Source organism: Marinomonas sp. MED121, from assembly GCF_000153025.1.
GTDB lineage: Bacteria > Pseudomonadota > Gammaproteobacteria > Pseudomonadales > Marinomonadaceae > Marinomonas.
This window is the reverse complement of record NZ_CH672432.1, coordinates 368,472-385,328: the sequence shown is the minus strand read 5'-3', so window position 1 is coordinate 385,328 and position 16,857 is coordinate 368,472. Positions and strand designations below refer to the sequence as shown.

The following is a 16,857-nucleotide window of genomic DNA, read 5'->3' as shown; positions in this document are numbered from 1 at the left end:
TGACGGGAGAAAATTGTTGGACAGTATTTTTATTCTGGCTTCTATTGGGGCATTAGCTTTTGTCTCTGGTGTTTTTTCGAGATTGCAATCTATCAGTATCTCGATCGTTATTATTCCTGGGGTGTTAGGGTTTCATTCTTATTTAGCGTATGACTTATCTCAAATTATTTTGATTTTAATTGCCTCAAGTATAGTTTCTGTTTTGCCATTTAGTCTTATTGGTTTTGTTACTCAGGCGAGATTATCTGACTCTGAGGACATGACTCGACTGACTAAATGTGCTACTTGGTATGCAATTAGTGCCTTATTGATTGCACAAGTGCTCACTATTATTCCGTCAACTTTTATTTTGCCGCTTTACTATTCGATTTTGGCTGCTTTTATTCTGGTCTCTTTATATCAAATGGTTCGACCCCATAAGGTGTTTAATCATCAAGCGCAAGGAGAAAGGGTTTTGGGGTCGTTTAAGTCATACCCTTATGGATTGAATGTGTTGTCTGTTATTTTTGGTGGAGATGGGAGAGAGTGGATAGAAGTTAAATCCAGTGCTTTAACAAGGGCGAATGGTGCAACAGGCGTTGCTTTTTTAAGTTTGTTTATAGCTTTACCTGCAAGCTTTGGGTTTATGTTTCCAGGGATTCCTCTTTCTATTTTAGAGTTGGCGCCAGACTTATCTGTATGGATGCTGGGTTATATTTGCTGGCCCCTATCTTTATTTCTCTTTGTTTTTGCTTTTATGGGGCATCTCTTTGTAAGGCGTCATGGGAGTGAAGGCGATCATGTTTGGCTTAAATACATCCTTGTCTTATATCTGTTAGCTTGTATTTTAAGATACCTGTTCTCCTAGACAGTCTACGAATGAAGTCTCTGTGCTCAGTATTTGTATAAAAGACCTAAAATTTAAGGGGATAGGGGCAACATAATCCTTGATCAAGCTTTCAACTTGGAGATAAGGCTTTTAGGTCACGCCTTATGTTTAATTTAGAAAAGTGTCATTTAGAAAAGAATCATTTAGAAAAGAATCATTTAGAAAGCGTCATCTAGAAAAGTGTCACCCTGCGGTGTGATTTTTTGAAAGGGACCTAGATTAGCTAAGGAATCTGCGAATAAGTCCACCCGTCTCAGCGTGTGGATAAAAGTCTCTAGATTTATGGCGAGGGGCGAAACTTAATAGTTATTCTATTGATAAGGCCCTCAACTTAAAGATAGGTCTTTTAGACCACGCCCTTCGGGTCTTTCAGAAAAAGCGTCATTCTGTGTTGCCCCTTCTCGAAAGGTGCCTACATTACATCAAAGTGACGCCTTGCTTGACGCTTTTTCTGAAAAGACTGAGAAGAGGTTACTTAATCGCAGGTTCCCTAAGATACGCCTTGCTTGACACTTTTTCCGATAAGACTGAGAAGAGGTGATTTAATCACAGCTTCCCTAGACGTTTTCATTTAGTTGCTTGGCTTGTTTCTGCTCGTTGGCGCATGATAATATTTAACTGTGTTTATATACATATTTTTAGAGTGGTTTTTAGGTTTTACCTCGCTCATCATAATGTTTAAAAGTGGATAATAAATGAACGAAACTTCATCAGATTACGGTGTTTTACTAGTTAATTTAGGGACACCTGATGCGCCAGAAAAAAAGGCTGTTAGAAGGTATTTGAGAGAGTTTCTTTCTGATACACGTGTTGTCGATTTGAATCCCTTGATATGGCAGCCCATATTAAACCTTGTGATCTTAAATATTCGCCCTAGCAAGGTTGCTGAACTTTATAAAAAAGTATGGATGGAAGAAGGCTCCCCTTTATTTGTTTTAGGTAATCGACTGAAAAATAAGCTAGCAACCCGTTTTACCGAAAAGGGTAAAAACATCGATCTGGTTAAGGCGATGACCTACGGCAGTCCTAGTATTCAAAATGGATTAGCTGAATTAAAAAATAGAGGGGTAAAAAAAGTGCTGATTATCCCTATGTACCCTCAATTTTCTGGTACTACCTCTGCTGCAGTTTATGATGCCGTCTTTAAATCCTTATCAAAATCATCTGATTGGCCAGCAATGCATTTTATTCGTGATTATGCTGACCACCCTCTTTATATCAAGGCACTTGCCAACAGTGTACGGGCTCAGTGGGATAAACAAGGTGAAAAACGACATTTGCTCTTCTCATATCATGGAATACCAAAGCGCTATGTTGATAATGGCGACCCTTATGCGAGTCGTTGTCATAAAACAAGCGAACTTGTTGCACAAGAGCTTGGATTAAAAGAAGGGGAGTGGACACATTCTTATCAATCTCGATTTGGCAGAGAAGAATGGCTAAAACCCTATGCGGATGAAACGCTAGCCTTGTTAGCAAAAAAGGGAATAAAAGACCTTAATGTGATTAGCCCCGCTTTTGCCGTGGACTGTTTGGAAACCCTCGAAGAGATTTGCTTTGAGCTAAAAGAGGTTTTTGAAGAGGCAGGCGGCAAAGCTTATGATTACATCCCCGCCTTAAACGATAGTGACGATCAAGTGGCTTTGTATGAATCACTAATTAATGAAAATTCTAAACAATGGAGTTTAGCTGAGTGACAAGAATGGAAGGTAAGCGTCCAATTTCTACCATCGCTTTTGATGCAGATGATACCTTGTGGCAAAACGAAGAAATTTTTATGAAGGCTCAAGAAACCTTTATAAACATGCTGACTCAATATCATGATAAAGAGTATATCTCATCTCACTTGGCCGAGATTCAGGTGAGAAATTTGGCTGTTTTTGGATACGGTATTAAAGGTTTTACCTTATCTATGATTGAAACGGCGATTGAGTTAACCGAAGGGCGAATTCAGGGTCATGAAATACATGACATTATTACTTTGGCAAAGGATATGGTTGCCGCGCCGATACACTTATTGCCAAATGTTGTAGAAACGATTAAAAAATTGAAAGGTCATTACCAACTTATGGTAATTACCAAAGGGGATTTGCTGGATCAAGAAGGTAAATTGGCTCGTTCGGGTATTGCAGATCTTTTTGATTACATAGAAATTGTGTCAGAAAAAAAACCGGCAGTGTATCAGGCTATTTTAGATCAATATCAAATTCCTAAAGAAACCTTTCTGATGCTGGGTAACTCAATGCGCTCAGATGTGTTGCCTTTATTAGATATTGGTGTAAAAGCGATTCATGTTCCCTACCATAGTACCTGGGCACATGAAGAGGTATCAGAGGTTGAATTATTGCCTTATGGAGAAATCGAAACATTTGATACTATTGCACAATTACTGCCCTGGCTAACTCAAAATACAGTGACGCCAATCTGAATAAAACCAAGGCGATATCATATGATTAAATTGCTAAATTATGGACTCTTAATTGGCTGCCTTTTTTCTCCGATAACGCAGGCTAATGATACGGATGTTGATAAAGCGCTTGATAAAACCAAAGAAGGTGCGTTAGAGCTATTTGAAATAGCGAAAGAAAAGAGTAGTGAAATTGGCCAGAACTTATTGGAAAAAGGTTCTGAGTTAGGTGATCAAGCCAATGAAAAAGCACAAGCGTCCGGCGAAATCTTTTGGGATAAAATGAAGGAGATTGGCTCTGCATCCAAACAGCTGGCAGAAGAGGGCTCTGAAAAGCTTAAAGACTTTGCTTGTGATCTTTCTGACTCAAGTTGCACAAAAGAAAACGCAAATACTCAAGATGAAAATATAAATGACTCCATTTAAAGAGTATGAGGGATAAATGGCGAATAAAGATTCAGACCCTTGGGTCAAGGAATTTGTCGCGCAAGAAGATACCTATGTTGAGAAATCTAACGTCAGGTATCGTTGTCCCAAATGCCAGTCTTTTTTACAACAGCGTCAAGGGAAAAATGGGGCGTTTTGGGGGTGTAGTCAATTTCCTAAATGTGACTATAGTGCCAATGATAAAGACGGGAAGCCTGTTCGAGCCAAGCGTTATTTGTGCCCAGAATGCCAATCTCCCTTAAAAAAACATGTGCATAAGGAAAATACTTTCTGGGGCTGTACGAACTACCCAGATTGCAAAGTCACTGTAGAAGATGATTCAGGGGTACCAATACCTCAAAAAAAATTCCCTTGTCGAAAATGTGGCCACTATTTAGTGAGAAAAAAAGGCCCGAAGGGGCATTTTTGGGGGTGCGTTAAATTTCCAGATTGTCGCCATACTTTAAACGATCATGAGGGTAAGCCTGTTTTGAGGAAGTGAAGTCTTTAAAACTGTTGATTTAATGCGCAACTTTGCAAGTGATCACCTCATATCTAAAGCTTTTTTTATTTCAATCTTCTTTTTCTAATTAATGATGGCTAGAATGTCACCTTGATTTAATAGGTAGTTCGATGAATTTAACGAAATTTGACCATGTGATTTTGCTTGCCCACGGTAGTCCAGATAAAGTATGGAAGCAGCCATTTGAAGCTTTGCAGGCAAGTGTTGAAGAAAAGTGTGGCAAAGGTAAAACCAGTTTGGCTTTTATGGAGCTGACTCAACCGACTTTAGAAGAAGTGGTTCTAAGCTTACCGCAAGTTGGCCGTATTGCTGTCTTACCTATTTTTTTAGCGGTAGGGCGACATTTAAGGGTGGATGTTCCAAAGCAGATCAAGGCATTAGCAACAGACTCTCTTAGCATAGAATTACTTAAGCCTGTTGGAGATAGCCCCATATTACAAAATGCAATGCTGGAAATAATTGCCAATCAGTTGGATGAGACCTAGATGCCAGCCATTTATCTTAATGACATCCACGTTTTAAAGCAGGTATCTTAATATATGCTATTCAAGCATCTACCCGATGAGATTTTTCAAGCCCTTAGTGGCTCAAATAAGCAGCTAGTTGAGGCGGTGCTGTTTGACCTTTCTGATGTGTTTTATGATTATGCTGAAGACCCTATCAAAGACAAATCGACCATTATAGAAGCGATTGAAGATAGTCTTCATAAAGTGGATATCTTGTCTTGGCAAGAGGATCAAAAAGAATCATTTGAATCGCCGAAAACTATCCATGATTATGCTCTTCGTATTTACCATAGACTGGTGAATACAGGCTGGCTTGTGGAAGAACAAGAGTTATATAGAGTGAGTGTTTTGATGACACCGCAAATTTCCATGTTGTTAAAGTCGTTAGTGGAAATTAGTCGTCATGGTAAGCGTAACTATGGTGCCACAGTACTCAGTATATTAAGTAATTTGGAATCAGTTGCGCTGGCACCACTAGAGCGTGGCGTGACTTTGAACCAAGCCGCGGCAGCAGCACGAGACTTTTCTGCTCATTTGAATCAGATTTTGCTAGGTATTCGATCTCTTCAAAGGGACTTGTTTGCCAGCCGAGATCCAAAAGCAATTGTTTCTGGCTTTTTTGAGCTCTTTGTAGAAGGGATTTTAATTGCGGATTATAAAACCCTTAAAACCAGCAACAATCCCTTTCGTTTTAGACGACAGATTTTAGAACTGGTCCAAAACTTTCTCGCGAATGATGATGCTTTATACGCTATTTCACAATGTTATAGTGAGCAACAACTGATCCCAATTGAAAAAGCGCAAGCCTTGGTAGAACAAGACTGTCGAGCCATACTGCAAACCTTTAACAATATTGAACAAAGGCTAGAGCGTATTGACGAATACCGTTACCGTCTGGAGAAGCGTGCTGCCGACACAGCGCGTTATATGGATAGCTCTAGGCCTGGTATGGCAAGCAAAATTGCGAATGTTATTACCAATGTTGCACGTTTTGACAATTTACCAGTGCTTAAACAAGTTGTCGGGGTCAAAGTCTTAGGGATGGAATCAGCTGCGACGCCGAGTCGACGTCGTGAGCCGCCTGCCCCTAGAGTGGTAACGCCGGCCAGCGTTTCCGAGCAAGCGATTCAAATTCGAGATGCACAAAGACGTTTTCATGAGGCAAGGCAGGTAACTGTGGCGAAATTGCAAAGCTACTTACAGCGGCAAATGAACAATGAGTCTGAGAAGCATATTAAAAGTTTTAGTATTGATTCGGTAGAAGATTTTGTGTGTTTTGACCATTTGCGTTATGTCGGCTCTTTAGGTGTGAATGCGAAGATCATAGAAAAAGACTTTGAAGTGAAATTTAGTGACCGCTATCTCGATGTTCATCAGTTTGTAGAATGTCGTGAATTTGTTGTGGTTCGCAGGAGATAGAGATGTTAAAAGAATTAAAAAGAGTTGTTGAAGAATCTGGGAAGGATGTACAGGAGTTTCAGCAAGCTGCGAACTATTTATTGTCACATCAATTTGTCAGTGCGTATAAGCATGGACAGCGTAAGTACTTTCTTCTGATAGAAACCTATCAGCATTATTTTTCTGTTGTGTTTGATGCCTTAGGCATGAAGCTTTATGTGAATGAGAACGAGAGATTACTTGGACTTTTGCCTGTCGAAAGAGAGGCGTTTGTGAGGCTAAAAACAGATGAAACCTTATTTCTGTTAGTGTTAAGGCAGATATACGAAGAGAAAATTGAAAACTTTGAAGTGGATAATGGTTTTGTTGCTTCTAATACTCATGCTGTTTTAGAGCGCTTTGTCCAGTTAGTGAAGCGTGAAATTCCGACTGAAACACGTTTTAAAGACATATTAACCCTTTTAAGTCGTCATGGTGTGCTGATCAAAGGAAAGGCATACGATGAGGACAGCAAGAATCTTGCTATCCATATTACGCCAGTTGTGCGTCTTGTTGTGACAGAAGCCTATTTAAGGCAACTAGAATCATTTAATGGTTCTGATGCTGAACAAGATGAAGATCAAGACGACGCGATTCAACTAGATACTGCCAGCGAAGAGTAGGACCAAAAATGAAAAAACTTAGCAGAATTGTATTGGTTAATTGGTATCTACTTGGTGCAGAAGAGATAGAAATTCGTGGAAATACCGCGATTATTGGGCCAACAGGCTCAGGTAAATCCTCCTTACTTGATGCAATACAAACCGTCTTAACAGGGGCAAGTAAACGCCACTTAAACTACAACGCCAGTGCCAATGATGGGAAGGCGAGTGGCCGTAGTATTCGTTCTTACATTTTGGGTATGATTGATTCGGGCCAGCAGAATGCAAAAGTCTTTGGGACAGGGCCTAGGCAAGATGCCGTCAGTTACTTAGGGCTGGTATTTACTGATACAAATACGGGTAAAGAATCTACCATAGGTTTGAGTCTTTCTGCGTCTTTAGCCTCACCTGAAGAAGATGTATTGGGTCGTTTTGTGCTATCCAATTATGGGGTGGTAAAAGGTGACTTTATTGAGGAGTTAGAAGGACGAAGCTTTAAAGCGAAACCTTGGCTTGATGTGCGTGAAGCCATGAAGAAGGTGTGTTTAGATCCTTTTATCAAATCTGGTAGTGCATCAGCAACACAATATATTAATCGTTATTTGGAAGAGTTAAGCCCAAGTGCTGATCAACTGATTACGCTGGATGGCTTTCTTAAAAACTTTAAAAATGCGTTAAAGTTTGTCCCCATCGCTTCACCAACACGATTTGTTCAAGATTTTGTATTAGCTGAGCAACCGTTACAGGTCAGTGCTTATCAAAAATCTTTAAATGAATATCGACAGCTTGAGAACAAAACCCAAGAAGTTGCTAAGCGCATTGATGACCTTAATTTAATTGCACTCGATTGTGATAAGAAACGCCAACAAGAAAAAGCGAACATCAATTATCAGTGGGTAGCCACTGAAGCACGTTTTGATGAACTTGGTAGTAAGCAAGATGAGATCCAAGATAAATATGAAACTCATCAAGAGCGTGATGATGAGATTAACTTAGAGCTGGATACTCATAATGAATTAGCCAAGCAGTTACAGGGTCAGCTAGTTAGGCTTGAGCAACAATATGAGCATTCTGATGTGGGTTTAAAACTCCAGCAATTAGAGCAAAGCCGCAAACTGTTAGATCTACAAGGACAACAAGATAAAAAAAGCTTACTTCAGTGTAAACAGATGCTGATTATTCTAGCGTCTCTTTATGACTACGAGGATCTTTTGTCTAATGAGTTACTGGCCTTGTCAGCAAGAGCGGGTGACTTGCATAAAAAAATCAGTGAAGAAGGGCAGTTAGACACAGAATCTCATCATTTTGATAAAGTACTTGCTGATTTGTCTAATTTACTGGATAGAGAGAAAACAGAACTATTCAGGCAACGTTCTGAGCTTAATCGTACGATTTTGAATCTCAAGGACGATTGCAAGCAACTCGAATCCGATGTTTCTTCGTTAAAGGGCGGAACCAGTCCTTTATCAGGTAATACCAAAAAGCTTATTTCTTTGTTGAAGCAAACAGGTATTGAGGCAACGCCGTTAAGTCATTTAGCTGAAGTTACTGATCACAAATGGCAAGATGCGATTGAAGGGTATTTGGGGCAACAAAGAGAAGCTTTGATTGTTAATCCAGAAGATGCGGAAGAGGCGATTCGAGTCTTTCGAGCTCACCGTAAGCAGTTAATGGGTTGTCGTGTTATTGATACAACACAAACTCGCCTTTGGTTGAATAGAGGCGACAGAAGTTCATTGTTGCAATATATTCGTTGTAATAATGATCATGCTCAAGCTTATCTAAATCGTCGTCTTGGCGGGATAAAGCCAGTCGATACCGAGCGTCAATTGCTGCGCGAAGACAGTGCAATGACTTATGATGGTATGTTGAAACTGTCAGGTACCATCTCTACGATTCGTTTTACACCTCACATGATGGTGGGTATTAATACCGATGGAATGCGCCAATCACGAGAAACTCAACTGCAAACATTAAGCGCTGAATTGATGGACCTGTTACAAACAGACCAGCGACTTGAGAAAGCAGACACCCTATTAAGTCGTGTCGCTGCTAATCATCAAATTGATGTGGATAAACTAACAGCCCATAGTAATGCGCTAAATAAACAATCCCATGATATTGCCGAAATTGATGCTGAAATCCATTTGTTACAACAAAAAGATGATACTGAGCTACAAGATAAAATTGAAAGCTTGAAGGCGCGAATTGCTCAGGTAGAACTTGAGCAGAAGAAGCTTGATCGTGAAAGGCAGCAAATTGCAGAACAGTACGGTAGTTTGAATACTCAAAAGGCGCAATTGAGTGCTGCTTTATCTAATCTAGATGAAGATAGAACACGTCTAAAAAATCATGCGTTCTATCAGGCTGAATTTGCCAGTGAGCGCTACGAATTACTTGAATCCAGTATGGTTAATGGTGCGGCCATTTATAAAGAGGCCATGAGCCGAGCTGAGAAAGCGCAAGAAAAAGCGCGAAACTTTGATCAAAAAGTTCGTAAAGAAGTCGCCGATCATTATGCTAAATACCATAATGCTGATATCGATTCTGATATTCAACTTGATTACCTTGAGTCTCGCTTTGAAGAGTTTGAAAACTATATCCACCATCAAGTAAAAGTGCTTTCTGAAACCGAATTAGCGCGTTATGCAAAACGTGCAGAATTGGCCCGTAAAGAAGCGGAAGAAACCTTTAGAAGTGATTATGTCTCCAAACTTAAGGATTCATTGGATCAGGTTGCGCATATCATTCGTGAACTTAACCATAGTTTGAAGCGACGTCCATTCAATGCTGAAGTCTATCAGTTCCGTTACTACGCAAATGGTGACATGAAGGATATTCTTGATTTGGTTGAGCGTTTTAGTAGCCAAGATCAGGCAAATGTGGGTGGTTTATTTGATCCTGCCAGTGCAGAGAATTCTGAGCACGCAAAAGCCATTGAATCCATTCATGATCTAATCAGTAATGAGGATAAGCAACAGGACTTGGCTGATTATCGTAAGTTCTATAACTTTGAAGTTGATATATTAGATCAAGAAGGTAATAAGAAAACAACCTTAAGCCAGCGAATCCAAACCGGGTCAGGTGGTGAGCACCAAATACCTTTCTACTTAGCCATTGCTGCAGCGCTGTCTACAACATACCGTTTACATGAAACCACTGAAGGTGAAATCGTAGGTGGTTTTTCCTTAGCCATGTTTGATGAAGCCTTTAACAAAATTGATATGGCAAAAACATCAACCTGTATGGGCTTTATGAAAGATATCGGTTTACAGGTTATTGCCGCAGCGCCAGATGATAAACGCGCTGTGATGGCGGCAAACATGGATACCATTATCAGTGTGTGGCGAGAGGGCGGCGCTGTTTCTTTAGATGTTTCGTACCCAAAGTCTAAGGGGCGCCAATTATTGACAGGACAAACAGAAAACTTAGCCTTAAGTTAATAAATGTTACGATATTTTGAGTATTTTCATGATTATTGAGCAACAAATCTTACAAAGTGTTACAGAAGAGTTTAATATAGATTTTCTTAATGTTAAGAATGAAAGTTATATGCATAATGTGCCTGAAGGCAGTGAGTCGCATTTTAAGCTTACGCTTGTGAGTGATGATTTTGCTGGTAAAAGGTTAGTGCAAAGGCACCAGATGATTTATAAGCTGTTGGCTAAGCAAATGGATTTAATCCATGCGCTTGCTTTACATCTTTATACCGTAGAAGAGTGGCAGTCTCGCCAGAGCAGTGCGCCACTATCACCTAAATGCCATGGAGGCGAATAGACAATTAGTCGTTTGTTAAAGATATGAGCATAACTGTAACAGTTGAACAAAACTCACACAGAGTGGGTATCAGAGTGGTTGGGAGTTTTGATTTTTCGTTGTTTAACGATTTTCGAGCCGCTTACTCAGATTACCTAACAGGATATCAAGAGTTAATAGTTGATATGCAGGCTGTTGAATACTTAGATAGTGCTGCTTTAGGGATGCTGTTAAGTATGCGTAATTCTGTGTCGAGTGAAACAGACATAGTCATAGCAAACTCCAATGCCTTTATTCGCAATATTTTAATGATTTCCCGTTTTGATAAAAGGTTCATAATAACCTAATGGATTCAAATAGCATGAAGCTACTGGTTGTTGATAATGAAGAGATATATAGAGATATCATTTCAACTTGTGCGTCCGCACGAGGTCTTCAGACTAGAACGGCAGCCTCAATGGATGAGGCCTTCAATATTTTTAATGAATGGCAGCCTGACCTAGTTTCACTCGAGGTATTATCATCCAATGGCGATGGTATTAAATTGATTAGACAACTCAAAGAGGCAGCCAATGATAGGATTATTCCTATTATGGTTATTACTTTTAAGTCAGATGATGCAACCATGAATGCGTGTATTCAAGCGGGTGCAGATGACTTTTTAGCCAAGCCTTTTAATGATATTTTGTTTAATACTCGATTAAGTACCCATTTAAGAAATGTCTTATTCAGTAAGGAAACCTTCCAAAAAAATCGCGATCTCATTTACTTTCAAAGCATGATAGAGCGTGAACATAGAATGGCACATCAGGTGTTGGCTCATGCTATGGATAGAAGTGAAGATGAAGATGAAAAGGTTGCTGTTACACGTTTAGCAGCAACAAGTTTTAATGGCGATATTGCTCTGATTAAGCGCCGAGCTGATAATGGACTGCTCTTGTTTATCGGCGACTTTACAGGACATGGATTACCCGCTTCTATCGGTGCGTTACCTCTCACTCAGGCCTTTTTTAAAGCGGCTAGCGAAAATTCAAGTGTTGCCGAAATAGCCCATCACTTTAATAGTATATTAATTGATATTTTACCTGATTATATGTTTTGTGCTGCCTATATTATTCTGTTGAATACAGACGGTATGTTGGAATATTGGGGTGGTGGCATGCCTCACGCCTTTATTGTTCGTGAAGGTGAAATTGACATGCAGAGTATTCGTTCAAAGCATATGCCCCTTGGTATTCTTGACCGAGAGGAGTTTGAGGACACAGTCACTCAGGTGAAATTAAAAGCGGGTGCAAAAGTCGTTGTGGCTTCTGATGGTGTATTAGAAATGAATAATGATGATGGTAATATGTTGGGTGATGAGAAATTTATCAATATGTTGTCTCAGCAAAGTGATCATGCAGAAATTGGTGTGTTTCAAGCAAATATTGTCGATCAACTTGTTACTTTTCAGGGTGATGCAGAGCAATTAGATGATATTACTCTCTTGTCTGTAAAAGCTTAGTTAGGTGGCTAATGGTTAGTTAGCCACCCAGTATTATTTCTTTTTAGCTTTGCTGTTTGTAGATTTCTTCTTGTTTTTATTGCCTTTGTGTTTGCTTGCTGGCTTATGCTGCTTTTTCTCAGGTTCTGTTCGCAAGGTTAAATATAGATCGGTCACTACTTCAGGTATTTGCTCTATGCATGACTGAGTAAGTTTTTGATTGCTTTTAATTTGGCTAACTTCCTCATCTTCAAATAGGTCTGAAGCTACCATAAATGGCAGTAATAACTCTGCAATCACATCTTCTTTATCTGTTTCAAACCAGTATCTTTCTGTTAGAAACACTCCTTCCATGAAGCCAGAAGCCCATTCTTGTAACTCACTTAATTCGTCTTGACTTTCTGCAAGTACTAATTCGCAAGGAACGAGAAATTCATCTTCAGATTCAAGTTCTTTTTGAATATCTAACAGTAAACGGTCAAGTAGACCTGTGATCTTAGTCGCTTGTTTCTTATCTTGAAAATTAGGTTCTTGTTCAAAAATAATGTCTTTCCAATTGGCGGGTAAGTTGTCAGCTGGGCAAATGCTTAGCGCTGTCAAAAAGCCATGGGCCATTATAAAATTTTGGCATTCTTCATGAACTTGTTCTGACTCAAGAAAGTCTTCTAATGTTTCAAGTTCAAAATCATCAAGAGGTTGATGTGACATGTTTAATTCCTAAAAAAATCTTGTGCAACATTTTATAGAAAAGAAGTTTGAAAATCGATGCGTAATGGGTGACTTTGTTAGATAATCCTTTGTCTATGGAACGCATTAAAGAATTACTGTCTCAATTTGGTCATCAAGACTTTCTTCCGCTTCAACAGGAGGCAATAGAAACCCTAGTTAATGGGCAAGATCTACTTTTAATCTCACCAACTGGAGGGGGGAAGTCACTCGTCTATCAGTTATCTGCATTAAGGTTAGAGGGGGTGGCTGTGATTGTTTGTCCATTGTTAGCCTTGATGTCACAGCAAGTAGAGAAGCTCAAAAGTATGGGGGTAAGAGCTGAGTTTTTGAACTCTACCTTAAATCCTGGTGAGCAGGATGATTTGGCAATGGGGCTGAGGCGAAAATCCATCGATTTATTGTTTTTGTCGCCTGAGAAGTTATTGCAACCTTCGGTAATGGGGATATTACAGCATTCTGCAGTGGCTTTTGTTGCGATAGATGAAGCCCATTGTATTGCCCAATGGGGGGAAGGCTTTAGACCAGAATACGGTAGTTTGGGAAAGATAAGAGAAGAGTTTGGTGCGGTGCCAATTGTTGCTATGAGTGGCAGTGCTGATGCAAAAACACAAAAACAAATAATTAATTCGCTCTCTTTGCATGAACCTAAAGTACTGCAGCACAGTTTTAATCGTGAAAATATAGAAATTAATATTTCTCAAAAAAAATTAGCCAAGAAGCAACTGCTAAATTTCATTTTATCCCAGTGTTATGGTGAGTCCGGCATTGTTTATTGTCGCTCTAGAAAAAAAGTAGAAACCTTAAGTGCTTGGTTAAATAGCCAAGGTATTAAAAGCCTTTTCTTTCATGCCAATATTTCAGAGCAAGATAAAGCTGCAAATATGAAGGTGTTTACTGAGCAAAGTGGTGTCGTTATGGTGGCCACGTCTGCGTTTGGCATGGGGCTTGATTTTAATGCAGTACGTTATGTCGTGCATATGGATTTACCTAATAGTCTTGAGAGTTATTATCAAGAAATAGGTCGAGCGGGCCGTGATGGCTTAAAAGCGAAAGCGCTGCTCCTGTACGGTTTGCAAGATGTATTGACCTTGTTGCAGTTTGAAATGGAAGTGAATCTTGCTTCTGTAGATGATCAGGCAAGAACATATGATTTCATTCGTATCCTTGAAGGAAGAGGGTGTAGAAGACGTCTTATGCTCAATTACTTCGGCGAAAAAATAGAAGATTGTGGTAATTGCGATCGCTGCTTAGCTAAGAAAAAAGAGCATAACTTAACAATTGCCGCGCAAAAGTTTTTATCGCTGTTGCATAAGACAAAAGGCACTTTAACAATAAGTGTCATGATTCAAATTCTGCTTGGTAAAACGACTAAGGCCGTGAAAGAGGTGAGAGGGCAGGAAATGAAGCTTTTTGCAAAAGGCCAAGAGATAAATGAAGTAATGTGGAAAAGTTTGGTTAGGTATCTGATTTCCCATCAGTATATTGCGATTTATCAATTTATGCCTTTTCAGTTGTTGATGTTAGAAAAAGCGAAAGCGTTATTGACCTCTAAAACCCAGGTGATTTTGCAAGAAGATACCTATGTTCCCAACCATGATGTTGCCCCGTTTGAAGACTATAAAAAGCAGCTTTTTTCCTGGCACCTTGAATGTGAAGGCATCAGTTTCTCATCTAAGCAACTCGATCTGATTGTTAGACATCAGCCTAAGTCCTTTGCCGCTATGAGTAGGTTAACCGGTATCGCCATTCACCTGATCAAAAAGTTTGAGCCGCCTGTTTATGTTGCATCCCTAGATTAGTTGGTTTGGTTAAGTTAATAGGTTTAAAGAATGGAAGATTTTGCTAGTGCTATTAAAGAAAAGGTGAATGCTTGTACTTTAATGGCAAACCGTTACTTTAAATCTAGTATTAAACCGCCAAAAATTGCTTTAAATCAGAGAGGAAGTGCAGCGGGGACTGCTTATTTACAGCGTCATGAGGTCAGGTTTAATCAGGCTATGTATGAGCAAGATCCCCAAGGTTTTATTCGAACTGTTGTTCCCCATGAAGTTGCCCATATTTTTGTTTACCAACATTATGGTAAAGGGGTAAAACCACATGGTAAGGAGTGGAAGTTTGTCATGGAATATGTGTTTGGCGTGAAAGCAGAGCGCACACATAATTTTGATGTGGTCAGGAGTGGGAAAGAATTCTTATATCTGTGTGACTGCTCTGAACATAGCTTAACCATACGTCGACACAATAAAGTATTAAAGGGAATGAAATATCAATGCCGAAACTGTCTTAGCGTCTTAAAACAAAAATAACTCAATCAAAATTCCAAGATAATAATTTGATATGAATCAATATTAAGGTATCATCTTTGAAAATTTTATCGCTATGTTGGATTGGAGATGATATGAACAACACACTTAAGCTTTTTGCAGGTTTTGCTATGGGTTTAGCAACTGCAGTTATGGCACATATAGCGCCTATGATAGTCCCTGCTATGCTGGCTGTTATTGCTGCTGCCGTCATCATTGATTCTTTAGGGATTAATAAGCAAGCCTAGTATTAAAAGGGGGTAATATTCATTGCCCTCTCATCACTTCCTCGTCTTTTAAATTCATAACGCTACTATTTATAAACCCTCAGAAAAACGATTCAAATGCAATATTTAGATGCGACGCATTGAGTACTGTTGTAGAATGCAGCTATTTAAAATTATGTGAAAATGGCAATGGATTTATCAACGCGACCCAAAGACAAAACAGAATTAAATAAACTGCAAAAAAGACTACGTAGACTGACAGGACAAGCAATTGCTGACTTCAATATGATTGAAGAGGGCGATAAAGTTATGGTTTGTTTATCGGGTGGTAAAGACTCCTATACCATGCTTGAAATTCTGAGGAATTTGCAAGCCAGTGCACCTATCGATTTTAGTATTGTTGCCGTTAATTTAGATCAGAAGCAGCCTGGATTTCCTGAGCATATATTGCCTGAGTATCTCTCTTCAATTGGTGTGGATTATCATATTCTAGAGCGTGATACTTATAGTATTGTTAAGGAGCTTGTTCCTGAAGGTAAGACAACATGTGGTCTTTGTTCTCGTTTAAGACGAGGCTCTTTATATGGTTTTGCTGATGAAATTGGTGCGACAAAAATTGCTTTAGGGCACCATAGGGATGACATATTGGAAACCTTGTTTTTAAATATGTTTTTTGGCGGAAAAATTAAGTCAATGCCACCTAAGTTATTGAGTGATGATGGCCGCCATATGGTGATTAGGCCTCTGGCTTATTGTAAAGAAAAGGACATTGAAGCCTTTTCTGTCATGAAAGAGTACCCCATCATTCCGTGTAATTTGTGTGGCTCTCAAGAGAATTTGCAGCGACAGGTCGTAAAAGGTATGTTGCAACAATGGGATAAAGAATACCCTGGTCGAACTGATACCCTCTTTACTAGTATGCAGAATGTTGTACCATCACACATGGCTGATACAAATTTATTTGATTTTAAAGATTTATCTATAAGCCCTGATGCATTAGATAAATTAAATATAATTTCACTATAGGATATATTGATGAGCTTTAATAAGTATGCAATTGGTTTAACGCTTGGTTTATTAAGCCTAGGTGCAAATGCATCTAGTGTGTCTGGTACCATGTCTGATACGACGGCTAAGTTTAATGCATCTTTAAGTATTGAGCCTTTTGAAATTGAGGCTGGTGCCTTATATCTTTCAGATGGTGGTAAATCTGGTTATGTTGGTGCAATGATAGTCGATAAAGCGGACCCAATTGAAGTAGGTGTTGGTATTCGTGCAAGAGCGGTAGAAGGCGACCTTGGTGCTGGTGATTCAGGCTATGCATTAGGTTTTGGTGGCTACTATCGTTATATTCTGCCTCAAGCAAATCGTGTGAGCTTATATGGTTCTGGTTATTACTACCCAAGCTTGTTTTCATATGGCGATATAAAGAGACAGCATGAAGCAGATTTCAGGGCAGAGTATTCAGCGACGCGCAATGCAAGAGTTTATGTGAGCTATAGCATTGTGAAAACTGAATTTGCAGATTACAGAGATAAATATACTCTTGATGAAGGTATCAATTTTGGGGTGTCTGCTTACTTCTAGGGG

The 16,857-nt window shown here is 39.4% G+C and carries 18 protein-coding genes; 17 read left to right on the top strand and 1 reads right to left on the bottom strand.

Annotation, left to right across the window (positions count from 1 at the left end):
- Window positions 1–16: 16 nt before the first annotated feature.
- The 12 genes from MED121_RS17025 (at window position 17) to MED121_RS16970 (ending at window position 12,029) form a co-directional block, all read left to right on the top strand.
- Complete coding sequence (locus MED121_RS17025) at window positions 17–847, top strand: hypothetical protein (protein ID WP_131470999.1); 831 nt, start codon at window positions 17–19, stop codon at window positions 845–847.
- 716 nt (window positions 848–1,563) lie between these two features.
- Entirely contained in the window at window positions 1,564–2,565 is a 1,002-nt protein-coding gene (gene hemH, locus MED121_RS17020) for a ferrochelatase (RefSeq protein WP_009834984.1), read from the top strand.
- A 5-nt stretch (window positions 2,566–2,570) separates the two neighbouring features.
- Window positions 2,571–3,296: an HAD family hydrolase gene (locus MED121_RS17015; RefSeq protein WP_009834983.1), complete on the top strand. Its 726-nt coding sequence runs from the start codon at window positions 2,571–2,573 to the stop codon at window positions 3,294–3,296.
- 21 nt (window positions 3,297–3,317) lie between these two features.
- Complete coding sequence (locus tag MED121_RS17010; RefSeq protein WP_009834982.1) at window positions 3,318–3,701, top strand: hypothetical protein; 384 nt, start codon at window positions 3,318–3,320, stop codon at window positions 3,699–3,701.
- A gap of 16 nt (window positions 3,702–3,717) precedes the next feature.
- Window positions 3,718–4,203 (top strand): topoisomerase DNA-binding C4 zinc finger domain-containing protein, encoded by a 486-nt coding sequence (locus MED121_RS17005; protein ID WP_009834981.1) that lies wholly within the window; start codon window positions 3,718–3,720, stop codon window positions 4,201–4,203.
- A 131-nt stretch (window positions 4,204–4,334) separates the two neighbouring features.
- Window positions 4,335–4,709: a CbiX/SirB N-terminal domain-containing protein gene (locus tag MED121_RS17000; protein ID WP_009834980.1), complete on the top strand. Its 375-nt coding sequence runs from the start codon at window positions 4,335–4,337 to the stop codon at window positions 4,707–4,709.
- Window positions 4,710–4,763: 54 nt separating this feature from the next.
- Window positions 4,764–6,149 carry a Wadjet anti-phage system protein JetA family protein gene (locus MED121_RS16995; RefSeq protein ID WP_009834979.1) on the top strand — a complete coding sequence of 462 codons (1,386 nt, stop codon included), beginning with the start codon at window positions 4,764–4,766 and terminating at the stop codon, window positions 6,147–6,149.
- A 2-nt stretch (window positions 6,150–6,151) separates the two neighbouring features.
- Window positions 6,152–6,790, top strand: coding sequence for a DUF4194 domain-containing protein (locus tag MED121_RS16990; protein ID WP_009834978.1), 639 nt, complete (start codon window positions 6,152–6,154; stop codon window positions 6,788–6,790).
- Between the two features lie 8 nt (window positions 6,791–6,798).
- A complete protein-coding gene (locus MED121_RS16985) occupies window positions 6,799–10,212 on the top strand; it encodes an SbcC/MukB-like Walker B domain-containing protein (protein WP_009834977.1) in 3,414 nt (1,137 codons plus the stop codon).
- Between the two features lie 28 nt (window positions 10,213–10,240).
- Window positions 10,241–10,546: a BolA/IbaG family iron-sulfur metabolism protein gene (locus tag MED121_RS16980; RefSeq protein WP_009834976.1), complete on the top strand. Its 306-nt coding sequence runs from the start codon at window positions 10,241–10,243 to the stop codon at window positions 10,544–10,546.
- A gap of 23 nt (window positions 10,547–10,569) precedes the next feature.
- Complete coding sequence (locus MED121_RS16975) at window positions 10,570–10,872, top strand: STAS domain-containing protein (protein ID WP_009834975.1); 303 nt, start codon at window positions 10,570–10,572, stop codon at window positions 10,870–10,872.
- Window positions 10,873–10,886: 14 nt separating this feature from the next.
- Window positions 10,887–12,029 (top strand): fused response regulator/phosphatase, encoded by a 1,143-nt coding sequence (locus tag MED121_RS16970; RefSeq protein ID WP_165474628.1) that lies wholly within the window; start codon window positions 10,887–10,889, stop codon window positions 12,027–12,029.
- A gap of 33 nt (window positions 12,030–12,062) precedes the next feature.
- On the opposite strand, the gene MED121_RS16965 is transcribed toward MED121_RS16970, so the two are convergent.
- Window positions 12,063–12,716 (bottom strand): YecA family protein, encoded by a 654-nt coding sequence (locus MED121_RS16965; RefSeq protein ID WP_009834973.1) that lies wholly within the window; start codon window positions 12,714–12,716, stop codon window positions 12,063–12,065.
- Between the two features lie 74 nt (window positions 12,717–12,790).
- Here MED121_RS16965 and MED121_RS16960 point away from each other — a divergent pair, with 74 nt between their 5' ends.
- The 5 genes from MED121_RS16960 to MED121_RS23825 all read left to right on the top strand — a co-directional run bounded on the left by MED121_RS16960 (window position 12,791) and on the right by MED121_RS23825 (window position 16,854).
- Window positions 12,791–14,536, top strand: a complete 1,746-nt coding sequence (locus MED121_RS16960; RefSeq protein ID WP_131470998.1) for a RecQ family ATP-dependent DNA helicase — start codon at window positions 12,791–12,793, stop codon at window positions 14,534–14,536.
- Between the two features lie 30 nt (window positions 14,537–14,566).
- Window positions 14,567–15,043, top strand: coding sequence for a SprT family zinc-dependent metalloprotease (locus tag MED121_RS16955; protein WP_009834971.1), 477 nt, complete (start codon window positions 14,567–14,569; stop codon window positions 15,041–15,043).
- A gap of 92 nt (window positions 15,044–15,135) precedes the next feature.
- Window positions 15,136–15,288, top strand: coding sequence for a hypothetical protein (locus MED121_RS24455; protein WP_009834970.1), 153 nt, complete (start codon window positions 15,136–15,138; stop codon window positions 15,286–15,288).
- Window positions 15,289–15,456: 168 nt separating this feature from the next.
- The gene (ttcA, locus tag MED121_RS16950) at window positions 15,457–16,293 is read left to right on the top strand and encodes a tRNA 2-thiocytidine(32) synthetase TtcA (protein WP_036180970.1); all 837 of its coding nucleotides are present in this window, start codon (window positions 15,457–15,459) and stop codon (window positions 16,291–16,293) included.
- Between the two features lie 9 nt (window positions 16,294–16,302).
- Window positions 16,303–16,854: a YfaZ family outer membrane protein gene (locus MED121_RS23825; RefSeq protein WP_009834968.1), complete on the top strand. Its 552-nt coding sequence runs from the start codon at window positions 16,303–16,305 to the stop codon at window positions 16,852–16,854.
- Window positions 16,855–16,857 lie beyond the last annotated feature (3 nt).

What these genes read in the sequence shown, in the direction of transcription:
- hemH (WP_009834984.1), top strand. Translation starts at nt 1,564, where the DNA reads ATGAACGAAACTTCATCAGATTACGGTGTTTTACTAGTTAATTTAGGG.
- MED121_RS17015 (WP_009834983.1), top strand. Translation starts at nt 2,571, where the DNA reads ATGGAAGGTAAGCGTCCAATTTCTACCATCGCTTTTGATGCAGATGAT.
- MED121_RS17010 (WP_009834982.1), top strand. Translation starts at nt 3,318, where the DNA reads ATGATTAAATTGCTAAATTATGGACTCTTAATTGGCTGCCTTTTTTCT.
- MED121_RS17005 (WP_009834981.1), top strand. Translation starts at nt 3,718, where the DNA reads ATGGCGAATAAAGATTCAGACCCTTGGGTCAAGGAATTTGTCGCGCAA.
- MED121_RS17000 (WP_009834980.1), top strand. Translation starts at nt 4,335, where the DNA reads ATGAATTTAACGAAATTTGACCATGTGATTTTGCTTGCCCACGGTAGT.
- MED121_RS16995 (WP_009834979.1), top strand. Translation starts at nt 4,764, where the DNA reads ATGCTATTCAAGCATCTACCCGATGAGATTTTTCAAGCCCTTAGTGGC.
- MED121_RS16990 (WP_009834978.1), top strand. Translation starts at nt 6,152, where the DNA reads ATGTTAAAAGAATTAAAAAGAGTTGTTGAAGAATCTGGGAAGGATGTA.
- MED121_RS16985 (WP_009834977.1), top strand. Translation starts at nt 6,799, where the DNA reads ATGAAAAAACTTAGCAGAATTGTATTGGTTAATTGGTATCTACTTGGT.
- MED121_RS16980 (WP_009834976.1), top strand. Translation starts at nt 10,241, where the DNA reads ATGATTATTGAGCAACAAATCTTACAAAGTGTTACAGAAGAGTTTAAT.
- MED121_RS16975 (WP_009834975.1), top strand. Translation starts at nt 10,570, where the DNA reads ATGAGCATAACTGTAACAGTTGAACAAAACTCACACAGAGTGGGTATC.
- MED121_RS16970 (WP_165474628.1), top strand. Translation starts at nt 10,887, where the DNA reads ATGAAGCTACTGGTTGTTGATAATGAAGAGATATATAGAGATATCATT.
- MED121_RS16965 (WP_009834973.1), bottom strand. Translation starts at nt 12,716, where the DNA reads ATGTCACATCAACCTCTTGATGATTTTGAACTTGAAACATTAGAAGAC.
- MED121_RS16955 (WP_009834971.1), top strand. Translation starts at nt 14,567, where the DNA reads ATGGAAGATTTTGCTAGTGCTATTAAAGAAAAGGTGAATGCTTGTACT.
- MED121_RS24455 (WP_009834970.1), top strand. Translation starts at nt 15,136, where the DNA reads ATGAACAACACACTTAAGCTTTTTGCAGGTTTTGCTATGGGTTTAGCA.
- ttcA (WP_036180970.1), top strand. Translation starts at nt 15,457, where the DNA reads ATGGATTTATCAACGCGACCCAAAGACAAAACAGAATTAAATAAACTG.
- MED121_RS23825 (WP_009834968.1), top strand. Translation starts at nt 16,303, where the DNA reads ATGAGCTTTAATAAGTATGCAATTGGTTTAACGCTTGGTTTATTAAGC.